14 protein-coding genes are annotated in these 18,013 nt (G+C 65.7%); 5 read left to right on the top strand and 9 right to left on the bottom strand.

Features of this window, described 5'->3' with window-relative positions; genetic code table 11:
• Positions 1-61: 61 nt before the first annotated feature.
• Positions 62-1,513 carry an MATE family efflux transporter gene (locus tag K7I12_RS06580; protein WP_231663573.1) on the top strand — a complete coding sequence of 484 codons (1,452 nt, stop codon included), beginning with the start codon at positions 62-64 and terminating at the stop codon, positions 1,511-1,513.
• Positions 1,514-1,584: 71 nt separating this feature from the next.
• Entirely contained in the window at positions 1,585-2,283 is a 699-nt protein-coding gene (locus tag K7I12_RS06575) for a hypothetical protein (protein ID WP_231663571.1), read from the top strand.
• 45 nt (positions 2,284-2,328) lie between these two features.
• Here the strand turns inward: K7I12_RS06575 and tusA are convergent, their stop codons facing one another.
• Entirely contained in the window at positions 2,329-2,577 is a 249-nt protein-coding gene (gene tusA / locus K7I12_RS06570) for a sulfurtransferase TusA (RefSeq protein WP_231663569.1), read from the bottom strand.
• Between the two features lie 36 nt (positions 2,578-2,613).
• Complete coding sequence (gene rlmM, locus K7I12_RS06565) at positions 2,614-3,738, bottom strand: 23S rRNA (cytidine(2498)-2'-O)-methyltransferase RlmM (protein WP_231663566.1); 1,125 nt, start codon at positions 3,736-3,738, stop codon at positions 2,614-2,616.
• A gap of 124 nt (positions 3,739-3,862) precedes the next feature.
• On the opposite strand from rlmM, the gene K7I12_RS06560 reads away from it, so the two are divergent.
• Positions 3,863-4,597, top strand: a complete 735-nt coding sequence (locus K7I12_RS06560) for an RNA methyltransferase (protein ID WP_231663565.1) — start codon at positions 3,863-3,865, stop codon at positions 4,595-4,597.
• Positions 4,598-4,746: 149 nt separating this feature from the next.
• Here K7I12_RS06560 and rpsA read toward each other — a convergent pair whose 3' ends face one another.
• The 7 genes from rpsA to K7I12_RS06525 form a co-directional block, all read right to left on the bottom strand.
• Positions 4,747-6,420, bottom strand: coding sequence for a 30S ribosomal protein S1 (gene rpsA / locus K7I12_RS06555; RefSeq protein ID WP_231663563.1), 1,674 nt, complete (start codon positions 6,418-6,420; stop codon positions 4,747-4,749).
• Between the two features lie 204 nt (positions 6,421-6,624).
• Positions 6,625-7,320, bottom strand: coding sequence for a (d)CMP kinase (cmk, locus tag K7I12_RS06550; protein WP_231663562.1), 696 nt, complete (start codon positions 7,318-7,320; stop codon positions 6,625-6,627).
• Positions 7,317-9,584 (bottom strand): bifunctional prephenate dehydrogenase/3-phosphoshikimate 1-carboxyvinyltransferase, encoded by a 2,268-nt coding sequence (locus K7I12_RS06545; protein WP_231663608.1) that lies wholly within the window; start codon positions 9,582-9,584, stop codon positions 7,317-7,319. The genes cmk and K7I12_RS06545 overlap by 4 nt, the downstream gene beginning before the upstream one ends.
• Before the next feature lie 45 nt (positions 9,585-9,629).
• Positions 9,630-10,721 carry a prephenate dehydratase gene (gene pheA, locus K7I12_RS06540; RefSeq protein WP_031383046.1) on the bottom strand — a complete coding sequence of 364 codons (1,092 nt, stop codon included), beginning with the start codon at positions 10,719-10,721 and terminating at the stop codon, positions 9,630-9,632.
• An 88-nt stretch (positions 10,722-10,809) separates the two neighbouring features.
• A complete protein-coding gene (gene serC, locus K7I12_RS06535) occupies positions 10,810-11,892 on the bottom strand; it encodes a 3-phosphoserine/phosphohydroxythreonine transaminase (protein ID WP_031383045.1) in 1,083 nt (360 codons plus the stop codon).
• 156 nt (positions 11,893-12,048) lie between these two features.
• Positions 12,049-14,832: a DNA gyrase subunit A gene (gene gyrA, locus K7I12_RS06530; RefSeq protein WP_231663560.1), complete on the bottom strand. Its 2,784-nt coding sequence runs from the start codon at positions 14,830-14,832 to the stop codon at positions 12,049-12,051.
• Between the two features lie 213 nt (positions 14,833-15,045).
• Positions 15,046-15,480, bottom strand: coding sequence for an acyl-CoA thioesterase (locus K7I12_RS06525; RefSeq protein ID WP_231663557.1), 435 nt, complete (start codon positions 15,478-15,480; stop codon positions 15,046-15,048).
• 373 nt (positions 15,481-15,853) lie between these two features.
• Here K7I12_RS06525 and K7I12_RS06520 point away from each other — a divergent pair, with 373 nt between their 5' ends.
• On the top strand, positions 15,854-16,783 hold the full coding sequence (locus K7I12_RS06520) for a recombination-associated protein RdgC (protein WP_231663555.1): 930 nt from the start codon (positions 15,854-15,856) through the stop codon (positions 16,781-16,783).
• Positions 16,780-17,940, top strand: coding sequence for a 1-acyl-sn-glycerol-3-phosphate acyltransferase (locus tag K7I12_RS06515; RefSeq protein ID WP_231663552.1), 1,161 nt, complete (start codon positions 16,780-16,782; stop codon positions 17,938-17,940). The genes K7I12_RS06520 and K7I12_RS06515 overlap by 4 nt, the downstream gene beginning before the upstream one ends.
• The last annotated feature ends 73 nt before the right edge of the window (positions 17,941-18,013 follow it).

The following is an 18,013-nucleotide window of genomic DNA, read 5'->3' as shown; positions in this document are numbered from 1 at the left end:
GCAGGCCGTCGCGAGTCACCTAGAATGCGGTTTCCCCCGCCGGCCGATAGGGAGCGTCGCCGTGGCGATAACCGGAAACCGCTGGCAGCGCTGGCGGCGAGAAAACGCCGCGCTGATCCGCCTGGCATTGCCGATCTGTGGCGCACAGCTGGCCCAGTCGGGAATGAGCGTGACCGACGTGATCATGGCCGGGCGCGCCAGCGCCACCGATCTCGCGGCGATCTCGGTGGGTTCCAGCCTGTGGCTGCCGTTGATGCTGTTCGCCACCGGCACGCTGATGGGCCTGACGCCGATCGTCGCCCAGTTGCTGGGCGGCAAGCGTGTCGATCGGATCCGGCCCTTCGTGCATCAGGCCCTGTGGCTGGCGCTGGGTCTCGGGGTGGTCGCCGCCCTGTTGCTGGCGTTCGCGGTGATGCCGGTGTTTCGTCTGATGGCAGTGCCCGAGCCCGTGGCTTCGCTCTCGGCCAGCTACCTGGCGATGGTCGCCTTCGGCATGCCGGGCGTGGCCGCCTTCCAGGCGCTGCGTGCCTTCGCCGACGGCATGAACCATACCCGTCCGGCATTATGGATCAGCCTGCTGGGGCTGGGCGTGAACGTTCCCTTCAATTATCTGCTGATCTACGGCGGTCCCGGCCTCGAGACGCTGTTCGGCGACGCCCTGCCGCTGGGGTTGAGCCGGTTACCGGCACTGGGCGCGGTGGGCTGCGGCATCGCCACCGCGCTGGCGATGTGGGTGATGTGCCTGGCGCTGCTGATCTATACGCAGCGCAGCGCGATATTCGCTTCCTTGAACCTGTGGTCGAGGCTGGCCCGCCCGCAACGCGCCATGCTCGGTGAATTGCTGCATGTCGGCGCGCCGATCGGCGTGGCGATCTTCGTCGAAGTGACGTTGTTCACGCTGATCGCGCTGTTCATCGCCAGCTTCGGGGAGATTGCCGTCGCCGCCCACCAGATCGCGCTCAACTACACCTCGATCCTGTTCATGCTGCCGCTGTCACTGGGCATGGCATTGACGATACGTGTCGGTCACACGCTGGGCAGCGGGCAGCGCCGCGGCGCCGCTTTCGTGGCCTGGAACGGCATCGTCGCCTGTCTGCTGGTGGCGCTGCTCAACGACCTGATCCTGTGGCTCACCGCCGGGCCGGTGGTGGCGCTGTACAGTCCCAACGAAGAAGTCCAGTCGCTGGCGGTGTCGCTGATCTGGCTGGCCATGATCTATCAGTTCTCCGACGCCCTGCAGGTCAACCTGGCCGGGGCGCTGCGCGGCTACAAGGATACTCGAATCATCATGGCGATCACCCTGGTGTCCTACTGGGCGGTGGGTCTCGGCGGCGGCTACCTGCTGGGCAGCGCCGGTATCGGCGACTGGCAGCCGCTCGGCGTCTACGGCTACTGGCTCGGCCTGGTTGCGGGATTGAGCGTCGCCGCGCTGCTGCTGGGATGGCGTCTCTGGCGGGTCAGCCGGGGGAATACCGATGTCAGCGTTGCACGCGCGTCCGTCGACAGGGGTTAACTTCGACTGGCGAGCTGTGCTAATAGTGAATCGAGGCCTAGGCCGAAATCTTGCCGATGAGGAGGGTAACCATGGGTATCCCAATGTCCCCCCGCTCCGCCCGGGTCATCGATCTGGAGACCATGCGCAACCGGCTGAGGGCCAAGCGTCATCTGGTTCGCCTCGCCCCCGAGCTGGACGGCCTCGAGATGGTCTATCATCTGGCCTCCGATCTCGACACGCTCTACGGCATGCCGTTGCTCGCCTGGGGCCTGCGCGACGACGGGGAGGTGGTCGGCCTGGTGCCGTGGATGGAAGCGCTGACACCCTGTCACGATCTCGACGATCCGGAGCACGGTCACTTCGTCGGCTACCGCGATCCCGAAACCGAAGAGATCTTCTACACCGCGCCCGAGCACAAGGTCTACGAACTCGAGCATGCCGCCGCCTATTTCGATTACGAGGAGAGCGGCGAAACGACCCTTCTTCAGCAGTTGCCCGAGACGCTGGGCACGCATGCCTTGTGCCTCGACGAGGAGGCGACGACCTGGCAGCTCAAGCTGGTGTTCGGCTGGCGGCTCTACAGCAATGGCACGATCGAGGCCCTGCTGGTCGACGAGAGCCGGGTCGAGTCGACCCCGGTGGTCGCCGGCGACGACTGTCTATACCCCGGCCACAGCCGCCACCAGGTGGTCTACTTCTTCCAGCGGGCCATCGCCAATCGCATTCGTCAGGAGGACCCGGCCACCCTCGAGGCGCTGGCCTGCATGGTGGGTCACGACGACGCTTGACAGGCATCCGGCACCGCGCAACGCAAGCCGTGCTGCTGCTGGGTCTCAGCCGAGGCGAATATAGTAAAGGTAGTCGTCGCCGCGCTGCTCCTGGGCGAGCAGTTCATGGCCCAGGAAGTTGCAGAACTTTGGCACGTCGCGGGTGGTCGCGGGATCGCTGGCGACGACCTTGAGCACCTCGCCGGCGCGCATGTCGCGTACCCGGTTGTGCATCAGCATGATCGGTTCGGGGCAATAAAGCCCGATGGTATCCAGCTCGGCATTGGCATCGTAGGAATCGGATTGCGGATCCATCGTTGGCCTCTCGGGTGGCGTGTTGGATGTATAGGGTCATGACAGCCGCACGTGGACGGTAACCTCCTCGCGATCGTGATAGAGCTGCTTGCAGGCGATGCGTGCCTCGACTCCGGCATCCGCCAGACGCGCTTCCAGCCGCTCGAGACAGCGCGCCACTTCCTCCCAGCGCTGCTTCATCGGCAGCTTCAGGTTGAACACCGCCTCGCGACACCAGCGCTTTAACAGCCAGCGCTCGACCATGTCGACGACCCGCATCGGCTTGTCGACGATATCACACACCAGCCAGTCCAGGCGCTGCGGCGGCTGCCAGGTGAAGCCATCCTCGCGCAGATGCTCGACCTGACCGGTCGCCATCAGCTCGCGGCCCATGGGGCCATTGTCGATGGCGTAGACGTACATGCCCTGGCGTACCAGCTGATAGGTCCAGCCGCCCGGCGCCGCGCCCAGATCCGCCGCCTGCATCCCCGCGTGCAGCCGCTCCGGCCATTCCTCGCGAGGGATGAATTCGTGCCAGGCTTCCTCCAGCTTGAGCGTGGAGCGGCTCGGCGCGTCATGGGGGGAGCGCAGCCGGCGTATGCCGCCCAGCGTCTCACTGCGGTTGCCGGGGAAACTCATGCCCAACTGCACGCCGTCGCCGGCCGTCCAGTAAAGATGCAGACGCCGCCCGCCGGCCTTGCGCCGCAGCGCACCGCGCTTGCGCAGCGTCGACTCCAGCGGCCACTGCAGCGCTTTCATCAAGCCGGCCAGCGCCTTGGCGTCGTTGGAATCCGGCGTCTCCTGCCACAACGACTCGAAACTCCAGCCGCTGGCCACGACCTGCGCGATGATCGGGGTCAATCGGTCGTCGCGAGAGAGTCCGCCGAGCGGCGGCAAGGCAACCAGCGATTGGCGGGCGAAGACCAGCGCATCGAGCGGCAGTTCACGATGCAGGCCATTGGCGGCCCGGCCATTGTCCATTATCCAGCTCACATGGCCGGCGTTCGGCTCGGCTGTCGCATGCCCCGCGGCGTCCCGGGCATCCAGTGCGTCGATCCTGGCCTGCAACTCGGCACTCAGGTCGCTCTCGAAACCCGGCCGGCAATACAGCAACAGCTCGTTGGGCACCAGCGTCGCGGCGGGCTTGGCGTGCGGCTTGTTGCGGGATGAATTCGGCGGCATGACGGCTCCTTGGAAGGCCCGCAGTCTAGCCGCGCCACCCTTATCGGACAACCCCGACGCAGCGCACTCGTGCCGGCCGGAGTCGTCGCGTAAACTGACGGAATTTCGCCACCAAGCGCCCAGCATGCTCGACAATATTCGCATCGTTCTCGTCCAGACCTTCCACCCCGGCAATATCGGTGCCAGCGCCCGCGCCATGAAGACCATGGGGCTCACCCGGCTGACGCTGGTCAATCCGCGCTGTTTTCCCGATGCCGAAGCGACGCGGCTGGCCGCCGGGGCCAGCGACGTGGTCGAGCAGGCTCGGGTCGTCACCAGCCTTGAAGCGGCGGTCGGCGATTGCGTGCAGGTGATCGGTGCCAGCGCGCGCCTGCGCAGCCTGCCGTTGCCCCACTTCGACGAACCCGACGAGATGGCCCGTACGGTAATCGCCAATGCCGCGCAGGGCCCGGTGGCGCTGGTCTTCGGTCGCGAGCGCTACGGCCTGACCAACGACGAAATCCGCCACTGCACCCACCAGGCCAGCATCCCCGCCAACCCCGACTATGGCGTGCTCAACCTGTCCCAGGCGGTCCAGGTGCTCGCCCATGAGGTCTATGGCGCCTGGCGGCGGGCCGATAACGCGGTGCCCACGGCCTCGCCAACCCACGGCCCGCTGCCGACCCAGCAACAGCTTGGCTACTTCCACGAGCACCTGCAGCGCGTCATGGAGAGCTCGGGCTTTCTCAACCAGCCCCATGCGCGGACCTCGGATCACCTGCATGCGCTGTTCGCCCGCGCCCAGCCCAACCGCAAGGAGCTTTCGCTATTGAGAGGCCTGTTGAGCGCGCTGGAAACGCATATCGACCCGCCACCCTGAACCGTGTCGGCGTGGACGCGGTCTTCTCACCCGCCGAGCGGGATTAAACGAGCGAGTATAAAAAAGCCGCGACCCGAAGGTCGCGGCTCTTATCTGGCCATCTTGCGTCTTGCGTCTTGCGTCTTGCGTCTTGCGAGACTAGTGGACGATCAATCCTGACCCATCTGCTGCTTGATCAGGTCGCCGATGGTGGTCGGGCTGGACTCGCTTTCCTGCTCGCGCAGGCGGCCCATGTTGCGGCGCGTGTCCGCCTGGTCCTTGGCCTTGATCGACAGGCTGATGCCGCGGTTCTTGCGATCGACACTGACAATACGGGCCTCGACGCTGTCGCCTTCGCTAAGCACGTTACGCGCGTCTTCGACACGATCGGCGCTGATCTCGGAGGCCTTGAGGATACCGATGACATCGGTCGCCAGCTCGACGTGAGCTTCCTTGGCGTCGACTTCGACGACACGACCGGTAACCATCGAGCCCTTGTCGTTGACCGCCAGGAACTCGGAAACCGGGTCGGTCTCGAGCTGCTTGATGCCCAACGAGATGCGCTCGCGCTCGGGGTCGATCGACAGGATGACGGCTTCGGCTTCGTCACCCTTCTTGAACTGGCGCACCGCCTCTTCGCCGGTCTCGGACCAGGAAATGTCGGACAGGTGAACCAGACCGTCAATGCCGCCTTCCAGACCGATGAAGATACCGAAATCGGTAATCGACTTGATGGTCCCGGCAACCCGATCGCCCTTGTTGTAACGGGCGTTGAAGTCTTCCCACGGGTTGGTGGTGCACTGCTTGATGCCCAGCGAGATACGCCGACGCTCTTCGTCGATGTCCAGCACCATGACCTGAACGTCGTCACCGACCTGCACGACCTTGGACGGATGGATGTTCTTGTTGGTCCAGTCCATTTCGGAGACGTGAACCAGACCCTCGACACCCTCTTCCAGCTCGGCGAAGCAGCCGTAGTCGGTGAGGTTGGTGACGCGCGCGTCGACCTTGGTGCCTTCCGGGTAACGCGCCTTGATGTTGACCCAGGGATCTTCGCCCAACTGCTTGAGGCCCAGCGACACGCGGTTGCGCTCGCGATCGAACTTCAGCACCTTGACGTTGATCTCGTCGCCGACACCGACGATCTCGGACGGATGCTTGATGCGCTTCCAGGCCATGTCGGTGATGTGCAGCAGACCATCGACGCCGCCCAGATCGACGAACGCGCCATAATCGGTGAGGTTCTTGACGATACCCTGGATCTGCTGGCCTTCCTGCAGGGTCGCCAGCAACGCTTCACGCTCGGCGCTGTTCTCGGCTTCGAGTACGGCACGGCGGGAAACGACCACGTTGTTGCGCTTGGGATCGAGCTTGATGACCTTGAAGTCGAGCTCTTTGTTCTCGAGGTGCGTGGTGTCGCGCACCGGGCGCACGTCGACCAGCGAACCCGGCAGGAAGGCGCGGATGGAAGCCACGTCGACCGTGAAACCGCCCTTGACCTTGCCGTTGATCACGCCCTTGACGATCTCGTCCTTCTCGAAGGCGGCTTCCAGCTCTTTCCAGGCTTCGGCACGCTTGGCCTTCTCGCGGGACAGACGCGTCTCACCGAACCCGTCTTCGACGGCTTCGAGTGCAACCTTGACTTCGTCGCCAATGCCGATGGTCAGTTCGCCGTTATCGTTACGGAACTGCGCCACGGGGATCTGGCCTTCGGATTTCAGGCCGGCATTGACGGTAATCCAGTCACCTTCGATGTCCACCACGGTGGCCATGACGATGGCACCGGGTTCCATGTTGATGTCCTGGAGGGACTGTTCGAACAGTTCAGCAAAGCTTTCGCTCATGAGCATCCTACGTGATCAACGGTAATGGCGGTTGTCGCCTTCTCCACACCACCAGCGAGTGCGGGCCTACTTTACAAATCCCCGGGGATGTTGGCGCTGGTTCGACCTGATCCGGCTCTCAGTCGCATGGGGTCAGGTTGCCGGAGCACGTCATTACATCTTGCCGGGGGCACCCGGAAGCGTCGTCGCATCGGGGACTTCACTTCAGATCGAGGCGATCAGACTTCGATCCTCAAGCAGCCTCTGAATGTGATCCACCACATCCGGTATCGACAGCTCGGTGGTATCCAGCTCAATGGCATCGTCGGCCGGCTTGAGCGGAGCCACGGCACGCTGCATGTCGCGCGCATCGCGAGCCTGAATCTCTTTTAAAAGACTCGGTAGACTAGCATCCACGCCCGCTTCCTGCAACTGGAGGCGGCGGCGGCGGGCACGCTCCTCGGCGGAGGCGGTGAGAAATATCTTCAGCGCCGCGCCGGGAAACACCACGGTGCCCATGTCGCGGCCGTCGGCGACCAGCCCGGGCGGCTTCTGAAAGTCGCGCTGGCGGGCCAGCAACGCCTGGCGAACCGCCGCCAGTGCCGCAACCCGGGAGGCGCATTCGCCCATCGCCTCGGTACGGATCGCCGCGCTGACGTCCTCGCCCTCGAGCACCACCCGCGCCGCGCCGTCCTCGGCGAGAAAGGCGACATCCAGCGACCCGGCCAAGCGCGCCACCGCCGGCTCGTCGTCGAGGGCGATGCCGTGCTTGAGCGCCGCCTGGGCGGTGAGTCGGTAGAGCGCGCCGGAATCCAGCAGATGCCAGCCCAGGCGTTCGGCGATCAGCCGGCTGACCGTGCCCTTGCCAGCCCCGCCGGGGCCGTCGATGGCGAGCACCGCGGCGCAAGCGTCCTGGCTCATGCACCCTCCTCGGCCCGCTCTTCGAGCGCCAATCCAACCTTGCGTGCCAGCTCGATGAAGCCCGGGAACGAGGTCGCCACGTTGGCGCAGTCATCGATCACGATCGCCTCGCGGGCGCGCAGCGCGGCGACGCTGAACGCCATGGCGATGCGATGATCGCCGAGGCTGTCGATGCGCCCGCCGCCATAGCTGGGGCCGTCATCGCCCTGACCGTCCAGACGACCGACGATGTCGATGCCGTCGGCGTAGAGGGTGACCTCGACGCCCAGCGCGGCCAGGCCGTCGGCCATCGCCTGCAGTCGGTCGGACTCCTTGACCCGCAGCTCCTCGGCGCCGCGCAGCCGCGTGGTGCCCTCGGCGCTGGCCGCGGCAACGAACAGCGCCGGGAACTCGTCGATCGCCAGCGGCACCTGATCGGCGGGAATCTCGATGCCCTTGAGCGGCGTGTAGCGCACGCGGATGTCGGCCACCGGCTCGCCGCCCACCTCATGCTGGTTGGAAAGCACGAGATCGGCGCCCATCGCCTTGAGAATGTTGATCACGCCGATCCGCGTGGGATTGACGCCAACATGCTCGAGCGTCAGATCCGAGCCCGGGGTGATCGCCGCGGCGACCAGGAAGAACGTCGCCGAGGAGATGTCCGAGGGTACGTCGATCGGCCCGGCGGTCAGCGTGCCGCCGCCGTTGAGCCAGGCGAGATCGCCGTCGCGGGAAACCGGATAACCGAAACCATTGAGCATGCGCTCGGTATGATCGCGGGTCGGCGCCGGCTCGCGCACCCGGGTTTCGCCGTCGGCGTACATCCCGGCCAGCAGCAGGCAGGATTTCACCTGGGCGCTGGCCATCGGCATGGCGTAATCGATGCCCTTGAGCGCCTGGCCGCCCTTGATCTTGAGCGGCGGCCGACCGCCCTCGGCGGTCTCGATCACCGCGCCCATCGCGCGCAGCGGATCGGCCACGCGGCCCATCGGCCGCCTGGTCAGCGAGACGTCGCCGGTCAACTCGGTATCGAAGGCCTGACCCGCCAGCAGCCCGGCGAACAGCCGCATGGCGGTGCCGGCGTTGCCCACGTAGAGCGGGCCGACCGGCGCCTTGAGGCCATGCATGCCGACCCCATGGATGGTCACGCGACCCTGGTGCGGCCCCTCGATCGCCACGCCCATCTCGCGGAACGCCTGCAGCGTGGCCAGGCTGTCCTCGCCCTCGAGAAAGCCCTGCACCTGGGTCACGCCTTCGGCCAGCGCACCGAGCATGATCGAACGGTGCGAGATCGACTTGTCGCCGGGCACGCGGATCGTGCCGCGAACGCTGCCGCCGGGCTGCACGCGGTAGCGGATGTTGCGTTGTTCCATCGCCTGATATCTCGTCTGGTTCAAAAGGGTGTCGAAATAGTGCCGAGCATGACTGGCGCGGTCCAGCGTCGCCAGCATGGCATCGCCGTCGCCGCGCTCGACCGCCACGCGCAGCCGCGCCACGCCGGCCTCGAAATCGTCGAGCGCGGCGAGCACCGCGTCGCGGTTGGCGGTGAACACGTCGCGCCACATCACCGGGTCGCTGCCGGCGATCCGCGTGAAGTCGCGAAAGCCGCCGGCGGCATAGCGGAAGATCTCGAGACGCTCGTCCTGGCGCGCCAGGCTGTCGACCAGCGAGAAGGCCAGCAGGTGCGGCAGGTGGCTGGTCCGCGCCAGCACCTGATCGTGACGCTCGACGGCCATCTCCAGCACCTCGGCGCCGCACGCCGCCCACAGCGCGCGCACCCGCGCCACCGCCTGCGGGTCGTTGTCGGGCTCGGGAGTGAGGATCACCTTGTGACCGCAATAGAGCGTCGGGTTGGATGCCGCCACGCCGCTCTTCTCGGAACCGGCGATCGGATGGCCGAGCACGAAGCGCGCCGGCAGCGCGCCGAATACCGCCTCGGCGGCGGTGCGAATCGCCAGCTTGGTGCTGCCGACATCGGTGATCACCTGATCGTCGAGCAGCGGGCGCAGCGCGGCCATCACGCCCTGCATGGCCATCACCGGCACCGCCAGCACGATCAGGCTGCTGGCCTCGACCCACGGCGCCAACTCGCTGCTGCCGTCGTCGACTACGCCCATGGCGATGCCGCGGGCGATTTCGTCGGGATCGCGATCGCAGGCGACGATCTCGCCGCGATAGCCGCCGGCCTTGAGTGCCGCGGCCAGCGAGCCGCCGATCAGGCCCAGGCCGACGATCAGGATCCGCGATTCGGCGACTTGCCGCGCGCCGTCATGGCTTCGCTCCAGCGTGTCGTGGCTGCGTTTCGCCACCGCATGGCTGCGTTTCACCACCTAAAGCACCCCCTGCGGGTAGGAGCCCAGCACCTTCATCTCGGCGGCGCGCAGGCGCACCTCGTCGAGCAGCGCGGCGACCTCGGGCTGGTCGACGTGGCCCTTGAAGTCGATGAAGAACACGTAGTTCCACACCCCGCTGCGCGACGGCCGGGTCTCGAGGCGGGTCATGTCGATCTGATGTCGATGGAACGGTTCGAGCAGGTCGTGCAGCGCGCCCGGCTGGTTACGCATCGCCACCACCAGCGAGGTCTTGTCGGTGCCGCACATCGGCACGTCCTGATGGCCGATGATCAGAAAGCGCGTCGAGTTGTCGGGACGATCCTCGATCTTCTCGGCGACCCGCTCCAGTTCATAGAGCTTGGCCGCCATGTCGCCGGCGATCGCCGCGCTGTGCCATTCGCTCTTGACCAGCCGCGCGGCCTCGGCGTTCGACGACACCGGCACGCGCTCGGCCTGTGGATAATGGGCGTCGAGCCACTTGCGGCACTGGGCGAAGGATTGCGGATGGGAGTAGATGCGCGAGATCTTGTCCTGCCGGGTAGTGCCGGCGATCAGCAGGTGATGGTGGATGCGCAGCACGACCTCGCCACAGATGTGCAGCGACGAATCCATGAACGAGTCCAGAGTGTGGTTGACCACCCCCTCGGTGGAGTTCTCGACCGGCACCACGCCGTAGTTGACCGCACCCGCCTCGACCTCGCGGAAGACCTCGTCGATCGCCGCCATCGGCAGGCTCACGGCACTCTCGCCGAAATGCTTGAGCGCGGCCTGCTGGGTAAAGGTGCCCTCGGGGCCCAGGTAGGCGACCTTGACCGGCTGCTCCAGCGCCAGGCAGGCGGACATGATCTCGCGAAACAACCGGGCCATCTCCTCGGCGTCCAGCGGGCCGGGGTTGAGCGCCATGATGCGTCTAAGCACCTGGGCCTCGCGCTCGGGACGGTAGAACACCGCCTGAGGGTCGTCGGCGGTCTTGACCTGGGCGACGCGTTGCGCGCACCGGGCGCGCTCGCTGATCAACTCAAGGATCCGGGTATCGATCTCGTCGATGCGCTCGCGCAGGGCATCGAGATTGACAGGGGTGTCGCTCATCAGTAGTCCTCGGTCGAGACAGCACTGGAAGCCAACGTTCCGCTTCTGGTTTTACTTCCAGCTTACCGCTTCAAGCTTACGGCTGGGTTCAGCCGTGACGTTGTTCGAAATCGCCCATGAACGCCACCAGCGCCTCGACCGCCTGCTGGCCGACGGCGTTGTAGAGGCTGGCGCGCATGCCGCCGACGCTGCGATGGCCCCTCAAGTTGAGCAGCCCCGCCGCCTCGGCCTCGCCGAGGAAGGTGTCGTTGAGCGCCTCGTCGGCGAGCACGAACGGCACGTTCATGAGCGAACGGTTGGCCGGGGCGATCGGGTTGCTGTAGAAGTCGCTGGTCTCGATGGCATCATACAGCGTGGCGGCCTTGCGTCGGTTGATCGCCGCCATCGCCTCGAGGCCGCCGATGTCGTCCTTGAGCCACTCGAAGACCAGCCCGGCCAGGTACCAGGCGTAGGTCGGCGGCGTATTGATCATCGAAGCGTTGTCGGCGTAGACCTTCCAGTCCAGCAGCGAGGGCGTCTGCGGCAGCGCGCGCCCGAGCAGGTCGTCGCGGACGATCACCAGGGTCAGCCCGGCCGGGCCGATGTTCTTCTGCGCGCCGGCGTAGATCACGCCGAATCGCGAGACGTCGAGCGGCGCCGAGAGAATCGACGAGGACATGTCGCAGACCAGCGGCACCGCCACGTCGGGGACGTAATCGTAGGCCAGGCCGCCGATGGTTTCGTTGTGACAATAATGCAAATAAGCCGCGTCCGCGGACAGCGCGATCCGGTCGCTGGCCGGCACGTCGACATACCCCCCCGCCCGGCTGCTGGCGGCGAGGTGCGAGCCGGCCAGGTGGTCGGCTTCCTTGATCGCCTTGCCCGACCAGATGCCGGTGTCGAGATAGTTGGGCGTTCCGCCGCCGCCCAGCAGATTGAGCGGCACACAGGCAAACTGCATCGTCGCCCCGCCCTGCATGAACAGCACCCGATAGTTGTCGGGGATCCGCAGCAAGGTGCGCAGATTGGCCTCGGCGGCCTCGGCGATGGCCGTGAACTCGGGGCTGCGGTGACTCATCTCCATGACCGACAGGCCACGGCCCCGGTAGTCGAGCAGCTCTTCGCGGGCCCGCTCGAGTACCGGGGTGGGCAACGCGGCCGGCCCGGCACAGAAGTTGTAGCGGCGTGTCATCGGCGTCGTCTCTCGCAACTTATTCTGCTGAAGTGCTCTCGCTGAAGTGCTATTCGCTGAAAAGCTGATGCGCTGTTACAACGGCCGCACTAACCATGGCAAGCTATGCCAAGCGACCGCCGATAAACGGCGATCGCGGATGAACCAGGCCCGGCCTCACTGTGGCTCTTCCGGTCCCGGCTCGTCGCTAGCGTCGCCGAGATCGTCGGTGTCGGCAGCGCCGTCATCCTCGGCTAGCGCCTGGCTGTCAGCGCCTTCACCGGGTGCAATCTCGCTCTCGATCGCCGCCTCGACCTGCTCCTCGCTGGGCTCGTCGACGCGCACGGTCTTGACCAGCGATTCGCCCTCGCCCAGGCGGATCAGCATCACCCCCTGGGTGTTGCGCGAGGTCGCCGAGACCTCCTCGACACGGGTGCGCACCAAGGTGCCGCGATCGGTGATCAGCATCATCTCGTCGCAGGCGTGCACCTGGATCGCCGACACCAGCTCACCGTTGCGCGCGCTGGTCTGCATGGCGATCACGCCCTGGCCGCCGCGTCCGCGCAGCGGGAAGGCTTCCAGCCGCGTGCGCTTGCCGTAGCCGCGCTGCGAGGCGGTCAGAATGTAGATCTGCTCGTCGCTGCCGTCAGCACTGGCCTCGAGCTGCGATTCGATCGCCTCGTTGTCCGCGCTGGCGTTTTCGTCGTCGTTGGGGTCGCTGTCGTCGATCTGCGTCGAGCGCGGAATGATCAGGCTGATCACTTCGGCATCGCCCTGCAGGCGCATGCCGCGCACGCCGCGCGCGGTACGACCCATGGCGCGGACGTTGCCTTCCTCGAAGCGGATCGCCTTGCCGTTGGACGACAGCAGCATGGCGTGGTCCTCGCCATTGGTCACCGCGGCGCCGACCAGGCGATCGCCCTCGTCCAGATCGATGGCGATCAGCCCCACGCTACGCGGCCGCGAGAACTGGTCGAGCGTGGTGCGCTTGACAGTGCCGTTGGCGGTGGCGAAGAAGATGTAGCTGTCCTCGCGATACTCGCGCACCGGCAGCATGGCGTTGATCGCCTCGTCGCCGTCCAGCGGCAGCAGATTGACCAGCGGCTTGCCCCTCGAGCCGCGACTGGCCGCCGGAATCTCGTAGACCTTGAGCCAGTAGACCTTGCCCTTGTTGGAAAACAGCAGCACGGTGTCGTGGGTCGAGGCCACCAGCAGGTGCTCGATGACGTCCTCGTCCTTCATCGCGGTCGCCGACTTGCCGCGTCCGCCGCGGCGCTGGGCCTGGTAGTCGGTGATCGGCTGGGTCTTGGCATAGCCCGAGCGCGAGATGGTGACCACCATGTCCTCTTCGTTGATCAGATCGGCGATGGTCAAATCGAGTCGGCTGGTCTGGATGAGCGTCTTGCGCGCGTCGCCGTACTGATCGCGCACCGCGATCAACTCCTCGCGGATCACCTCGAGCAGGCGATCGGCGGAGGCCAGGATCGCGCTGAGTTCGGCGATCTTCTCGAGAATCCCCAGATACTCGTTGAGCAGCTTCTCGGTCTCGAGCCCGGTCAGCCGGTGCAGGCGCAACTCGAGGATCGCCTGGGCCTGGGCCGGCGACAGCCGATATTCGCGCTGGTCGCCGGAAAGCCCCAGGCCTTCCTCGAGGCCTTCCGGCTTGCACGACACCGCCCCGGCGCGCTCGAGCATGTTGGTCACCTGGCCCGGCTGCCAGGCCTTGTCGAGCAGCTTCTCCTTGGCTTCGGCGGCGCTCGGCGAGGCCTTGATCAGCTCGATCACCTCGTCGATGTTGGAGATCGCCACCGCCAGGCCTTCGAGGATGTGACCACGCTCGCGGGCCTTCTTGAGCTCAAACAGCGTGCGCCGGGTCACCACCTCGCGGCGGTGGCGGACGAAGGCCTCGAGTATCTGCTTGAGGTTGAGCGTCTTGGGCTGGCCATCTTCCAGTGCCACCATGTTGATGCCGAACACGGTCTCGAGCTGGGTATGCGCGAACAGGTTGTTGACCACCACCTCGCCGGACTCGCCGCGCTTGACCTCGATCACCACGCGCAGGCCGTCCTTGTCGGACTCGTCGCGCAGCTCGGCGATGCCCTCGATGCGCTTGTCCTTGACCAGCTCGGCGATCTTCTCGATCAGCCGCGCCTTGTTGACCTGATACGGCAGCTCGGTGATGACGATATGATCGCGACCGCTCTTGTCGTGGTGCTCCACGCTGTACTGGGCGCGCACGTAGATGCGCCCGCGGCCGGTGCGGTAGGCGTCGAGGATGCCGGCCTTGCCGTTGATGATCCCGGCGGTGGGAAAATCGGGCCCGGGGATGTACTCCATCAGGTCGTCGATGGTCAGCGTGTAGTCGTCGATCAGCGCCAGGCAGCCGTTGATCACCTCGACCATGTTGTGCGGCGGAATGTTGGTCGCCATGCCCACCGCAATGCCTGAGCCGCCGTTGACCAGCAGGTTGGGCACCCGGGTCGGCAGCACGTCGGGAATGCGTTCGGTGCCGTCGTAGTTGTCGACCCAATCGACGGTGTCCTTCTCGAGATCGGCCAGCAGCTCATGGGAAAGCCGCGCCATGCGCACCTCGGTGTAACGCATCGCTGCCGCGCTGTCGCCATCGATCGAGCCGAAGTTGCCCTGGCCGTCGACCAGCACGTAGCGCATCGAGAAGTCCTGGGCCATGCGCACGATGGTGTCGTAGACGGCGCTATCGCCATGCGGGTGATACTTACCGATCACGTCACCGACCACACGGGCGGACTTCTTGTAGGACTTGTTCCAGTCGTTGCCCAGTTCGTGCATGGCGTAGAGCACACGACGGTGAACGGGCTTGAGCCCATCGCGCACGTCCGGCAACGCGCGGCCGATGATCACGCTCATCGCGTAATCGAGGTACGACTGCTTGAGCTCGTCCTCGATATTGACTGGCAGAATCTCTCTGGCGATGTCACCCATGTGTCGTCGAATCCTTTGCACTGCGACTGATAAGCGCTGGCATAACAGCAAGCGATTAACCTTCGCTCCCGTCCGGCTGGCACCGATGAGGTGACGAGGCGAAGGCTGTGCGCCCCGCGGGGCGACACGATCGAGCGATTATACCATCGCGCGGCCCATTAAGGCAGCGCCGGGGAGGTCGGCTCGCTGACGCCGCCGGTTGCGCGCCTCGGTCTAGACAGCCGTATGCGGCTCGCCGAGCACGTAGGGGCGCAGGGTAGCGCGCAGCTCGCCGTCGATCGGCAAGGTCTTGCCGGTGTTGGTATCCAGCAGCACGAAGGTAAAGTCGGCATCGGCGATGCGCTTGCCGTCGCCGACCCGGTTGATCTCCTGGTGGATCACGGCACTGCGATGGTTGAGACTCGCCAGCGACGTCAGTATCTCCAGCTCATCGTGGATCACCGCGGCGCGGCGATAATTGATGTTGAGATTGACGGCGACCGCGGCCAGGCCCTGATTGAACAGCGCCGCAAGGTCGAACTGCTGCTCGAAATACGCCCAGCGCCCCTCCTCGAGAAACTCCAGGTAGCGGGCGTTATTGACGTGGGCATAGCCGTCGAGATGAAAGCCGCGCACGCGCAGCGTGGAACGGGCGATTTTGGGGTCCATGGCGAGCGATCCTTGGCATGAGGAAAACTGCATAAATGTCTGCGCGGGCAAATCGCTGCGTTGTGCGGTGCTGGCACGCCAGCCCGGGCGGAATCCTCACATATAACCCATATGCTCCGGTTCCTGTGCTCCGTACGCCTTGCGCTTCACTTGGGGGCGCCTAGCCCGCTCGCCTATTTATTCAGCGTTTCCTGAGATAAGAGAATGGCGATGAGCTTGGGCCGCCTCGATTCTAACCAGCCCCCGGCTGGCTATCAAACGAGAGTTTAAAACTACTCTCAACCAAACGGACGAGCCAACCGAAGTCGCTCGAGCTATGGCACCCGGCGGGACGATTAGCCATAATGTGCCCCTTTTGCAACGGAACGACACCATGTGGTTCAAGCACTTGCACCTCTATCGCGTGCATGACGCCCCGCCGCTCACAAGCGACGAGATGACCACCGCGCTCGACGCCCAGGCCTTTCGGCCGCTGGGCGGCAGCGAGGCCCGGCGGTTGGGCTGGAGCGCACCCGCGGGACGCGCCGGCGAGCAACTGCAGCACGAGCTTCACGGCCACCGCCTGCTCTCGGCGCTGCGCCAGGAGCGCCTGCTGCCGGCCTCGGTGGTCCGCGAGGAAGTCGACTCCCGCGCCGCCGAGCAGGAAGCCCATGAAGGCCGCCCGCTGCGTCGCCAGGAGAAGCAGGCGCTCAAGGAACAGGTCTATGAAGAATTCCTGCCGCGCGCCTTCGTGCGCACCCAGCGCTTCGACCTGTGGTGGGATACAAAGCGCCAGCTGATCGGCGTCAACGCCTCGAGCCGTGCGCGCACCGAAGATATCCTCGACCTGCTGCGCCAGACATTGGGCAGCCTCAAGGTCACGCCGCTGGCGACCAGGACGACGCCGACCCGGGCGATGACCGAGTGGCTGACCCAGCCCGACAATCGCCCCGCCGCGCTCGAGCTCGGCGATCAGGTCGAACTCAAGGCCACCAGCGGCGACGAGAGCGTGCTGCGCGGTCGCCAGGTCGATCTCGACGGCGAGGAGATCCAGACCGTTCTCGCCACCGGCCGTCAGGCCACGCGGCTGGCGCTGACCATCGACGAGGCGGTGTCGCTGGTGCTTCACGACGACCTGGCGATCAAGTCGCTACGCTTCGCCGACGCCGTGCTCGACGAGGCCGCCCAGGTCGAGGACGACGACGACCCGACACTGCGCCTGGAAGCCGATTTCGCGCTGATGACCCAGGTACTCAGCAACGCCATCGAACAACTCATCGACTGGCTGGGTGGCGAAGCCAACCCCGCCGCGCCGACGCCATGACCCAGAAGCCTTCAGCGGACAATTTCGACAGCATCCGCCCCTATTACGACGCGGAAGTCCCCGCGGTGCTCGATCGTCTCGCCCACGACCGCGAGTTCCTCGACGCCATCACCCGTTATCGCCTGCCACGGCTGTCGCGCCACGCCCCCTGGCTGGCCCGCGCGCTGGCCGGCTACAAGCTGCAACGCCAGATGCGCGGCGTGACAAGCGTGCGCGACTTCCAGAACCACATCGCCTATTACATGCGGCGCATGCTCGCCACCAGCACCGACGCCTTCGAGGTCGAGGGCCTGGACAAGCTCGACCCCCAGCGCGGCTACCTGTTCATCGGCAATCACCGCGACATCGCCCTCGACCCGGCCTTCGTCAACTATGCGCTGTACCAGGCCGGGCGCGACACGGTGCGCATCGCGATCGGCGACAACCTGCTGCAAAAGCCGTTCGTCACCGACCTGATGCGGCTCAACAAGAGCTTCATCGTGCCGCGTTCGGCCCGCGGCAAGCGCGCCATGCTGGCCGCCTACCAGGCGCTGTCCGGCTACATTCGCCATTCGATCACCCGAGACAATCATCCGGTGTGGATGGCCCAGCGCGAAGGCCGCGCCAAGGACGGCATTGACCGCGCCGACCCGGCGATCATCAAGATGCTGACCATGGCCCACCGTCAGCACGACAAGAGCGCCAGCCTCGGCGACGCGATCCGCGAATTGCGCATGGTGCCGGTGTCGATCAGCTACGAATACGATCCCTGCGATACCCAGAAGGCTCGCGAGCTGCACGCCGTGCACACCCAGGGCCGCTATGAGAAGGTCGAGTTCGAGGACATCCGCTCGATCGTCGCCGGCATCACCGGCGCCAAGGGGCGCATCCGGCTGAGCTTCGGCGAGCCGCTGAGCGCCGACTTCGAGACCCCAGAGCAGGTCGCCGCCGAGATCGACCGTCAGGTACTCGGCAACTACCACACCTTTCCCAGCCATCAGCTGGCGCTGGAGGCCACCGGCCAGGCCCCCGAGCTGCTCGACTTGAGCGAAGTCACCGAGGCCGACCGCACGCGCTTTGCCGCGCGCCTGGCGGGCGTACCCGAGGAGTTGCGCGACTGGTGGCTGGCGCAATACGCCAACCCGATTCTCAATCGCGCCGGGCGAATTAAAGGCTGAAGATGGAAGAGCCCTGCGGGCTGAAGAGAGAAGATAACAACGCCTCAAGGCGCGTAGCGCCGTTCTTCTTTTT

This window comes from Halomonas sp. IOP_31 (assembly GCF_021151495.1).
Classification (GTDB): domain Bacteria; phylum Pseudomonadota; class Gammaproteobacteria; order Pseudomonadales; family Halomonadaceae; genus Modicisalibacter; species Modicisalibacter zincidurans.
Note: the sequence above shows the minus strand (reverse complement) of the source record. Positions and strands in the feature narration are given on the sequence as shown.

Excerpts from the sequence above, each read along its gene's own strand:
- K7I12_RS06575 (WP_231663571.1), top strand. The coding sequence starts at position 1,585 with ATGGGTATCCCAATGTCCCCCCGCTCCGCCCGGGTCATCGATCTGGAG.
- tusA (WP_231663569.1), bottom strand. The coding sequence starts at position 2,577 with ATGGATCCGCAATCCGATTCCTACGATGCCAATGCCGAGCTGGATACC.
- rlmM (WP_231663566.1), bottom strand. The coding sequence starts at position 3,738 with ATGCCGCCGAATTCATCCCGCAACAAGCCGCACGCCAAGCCCGCCGCG.
- K7I12_RS06560 (WP_231663565.1), top strand. The coding sequence starts at position 3,863 with ATGCTCGACAATATTCGCATCGTTCTCGTCCAGACCTTCCACCCCGGC.
- rpsA (WP_231663563.1), bottom strand. The coding sequence starts at position 6,420 with ATGAGCGAAAGCTTTGCTGAACTGTTCGAACAGTCCCTCCAGGACATC.
- cmk (WP_231663562.1), bottom strand. The coding sequence starts at position 7,320 with ATGAGCCAGGACGCTTGCGCCGCGGTGCTCGCCATCGACGGCCCCGGC.
- pheA (WP_031383046.1), bottom strand. The coding sequence starts at position 10,721 with ATGAGCGACACCCCTGTCAATCTCGATGCCCTGCGCGAGCGCATCGAC.
- serC (WP_031383045.1), bottom strand. The coding sequence starts at position 11,892 with ATGACACGCCGCTACAACTTCTGTGCCGGGCCGGCCGCGTTGCCCACC.
- gyrA (WP_231663560.1), bottom strand. The coding sequence starts at position 14,832 with ATGGGTGACATCGCCAGAGAGATTCTGCCAGTCAATATCGAGGACGAG.
- K7I12_RS06525 (WP_231663557.1), bottom strand. The coding sequence starts at position 15,480 with ATGGACCCCAAAATCGCCCGTTCCACGCTGCGCGTGCGCGGCTTTCAT.
- K7I12_RS06520 (WP_231663555.1), top strand. The coding sequence starts at position 15,854 with ATGTGGTTCAAGCACTTGCACCTCTATCGCGTGCATGACGCCCCGCCG.
- K7I12_RS06515 (WP_231663552.1), top strand. The coding sequence starts at position 16,780 with ATGACCCAGAAGCCTTCAGCGGACAATTTCGACAGCATCCGCCCCTAT.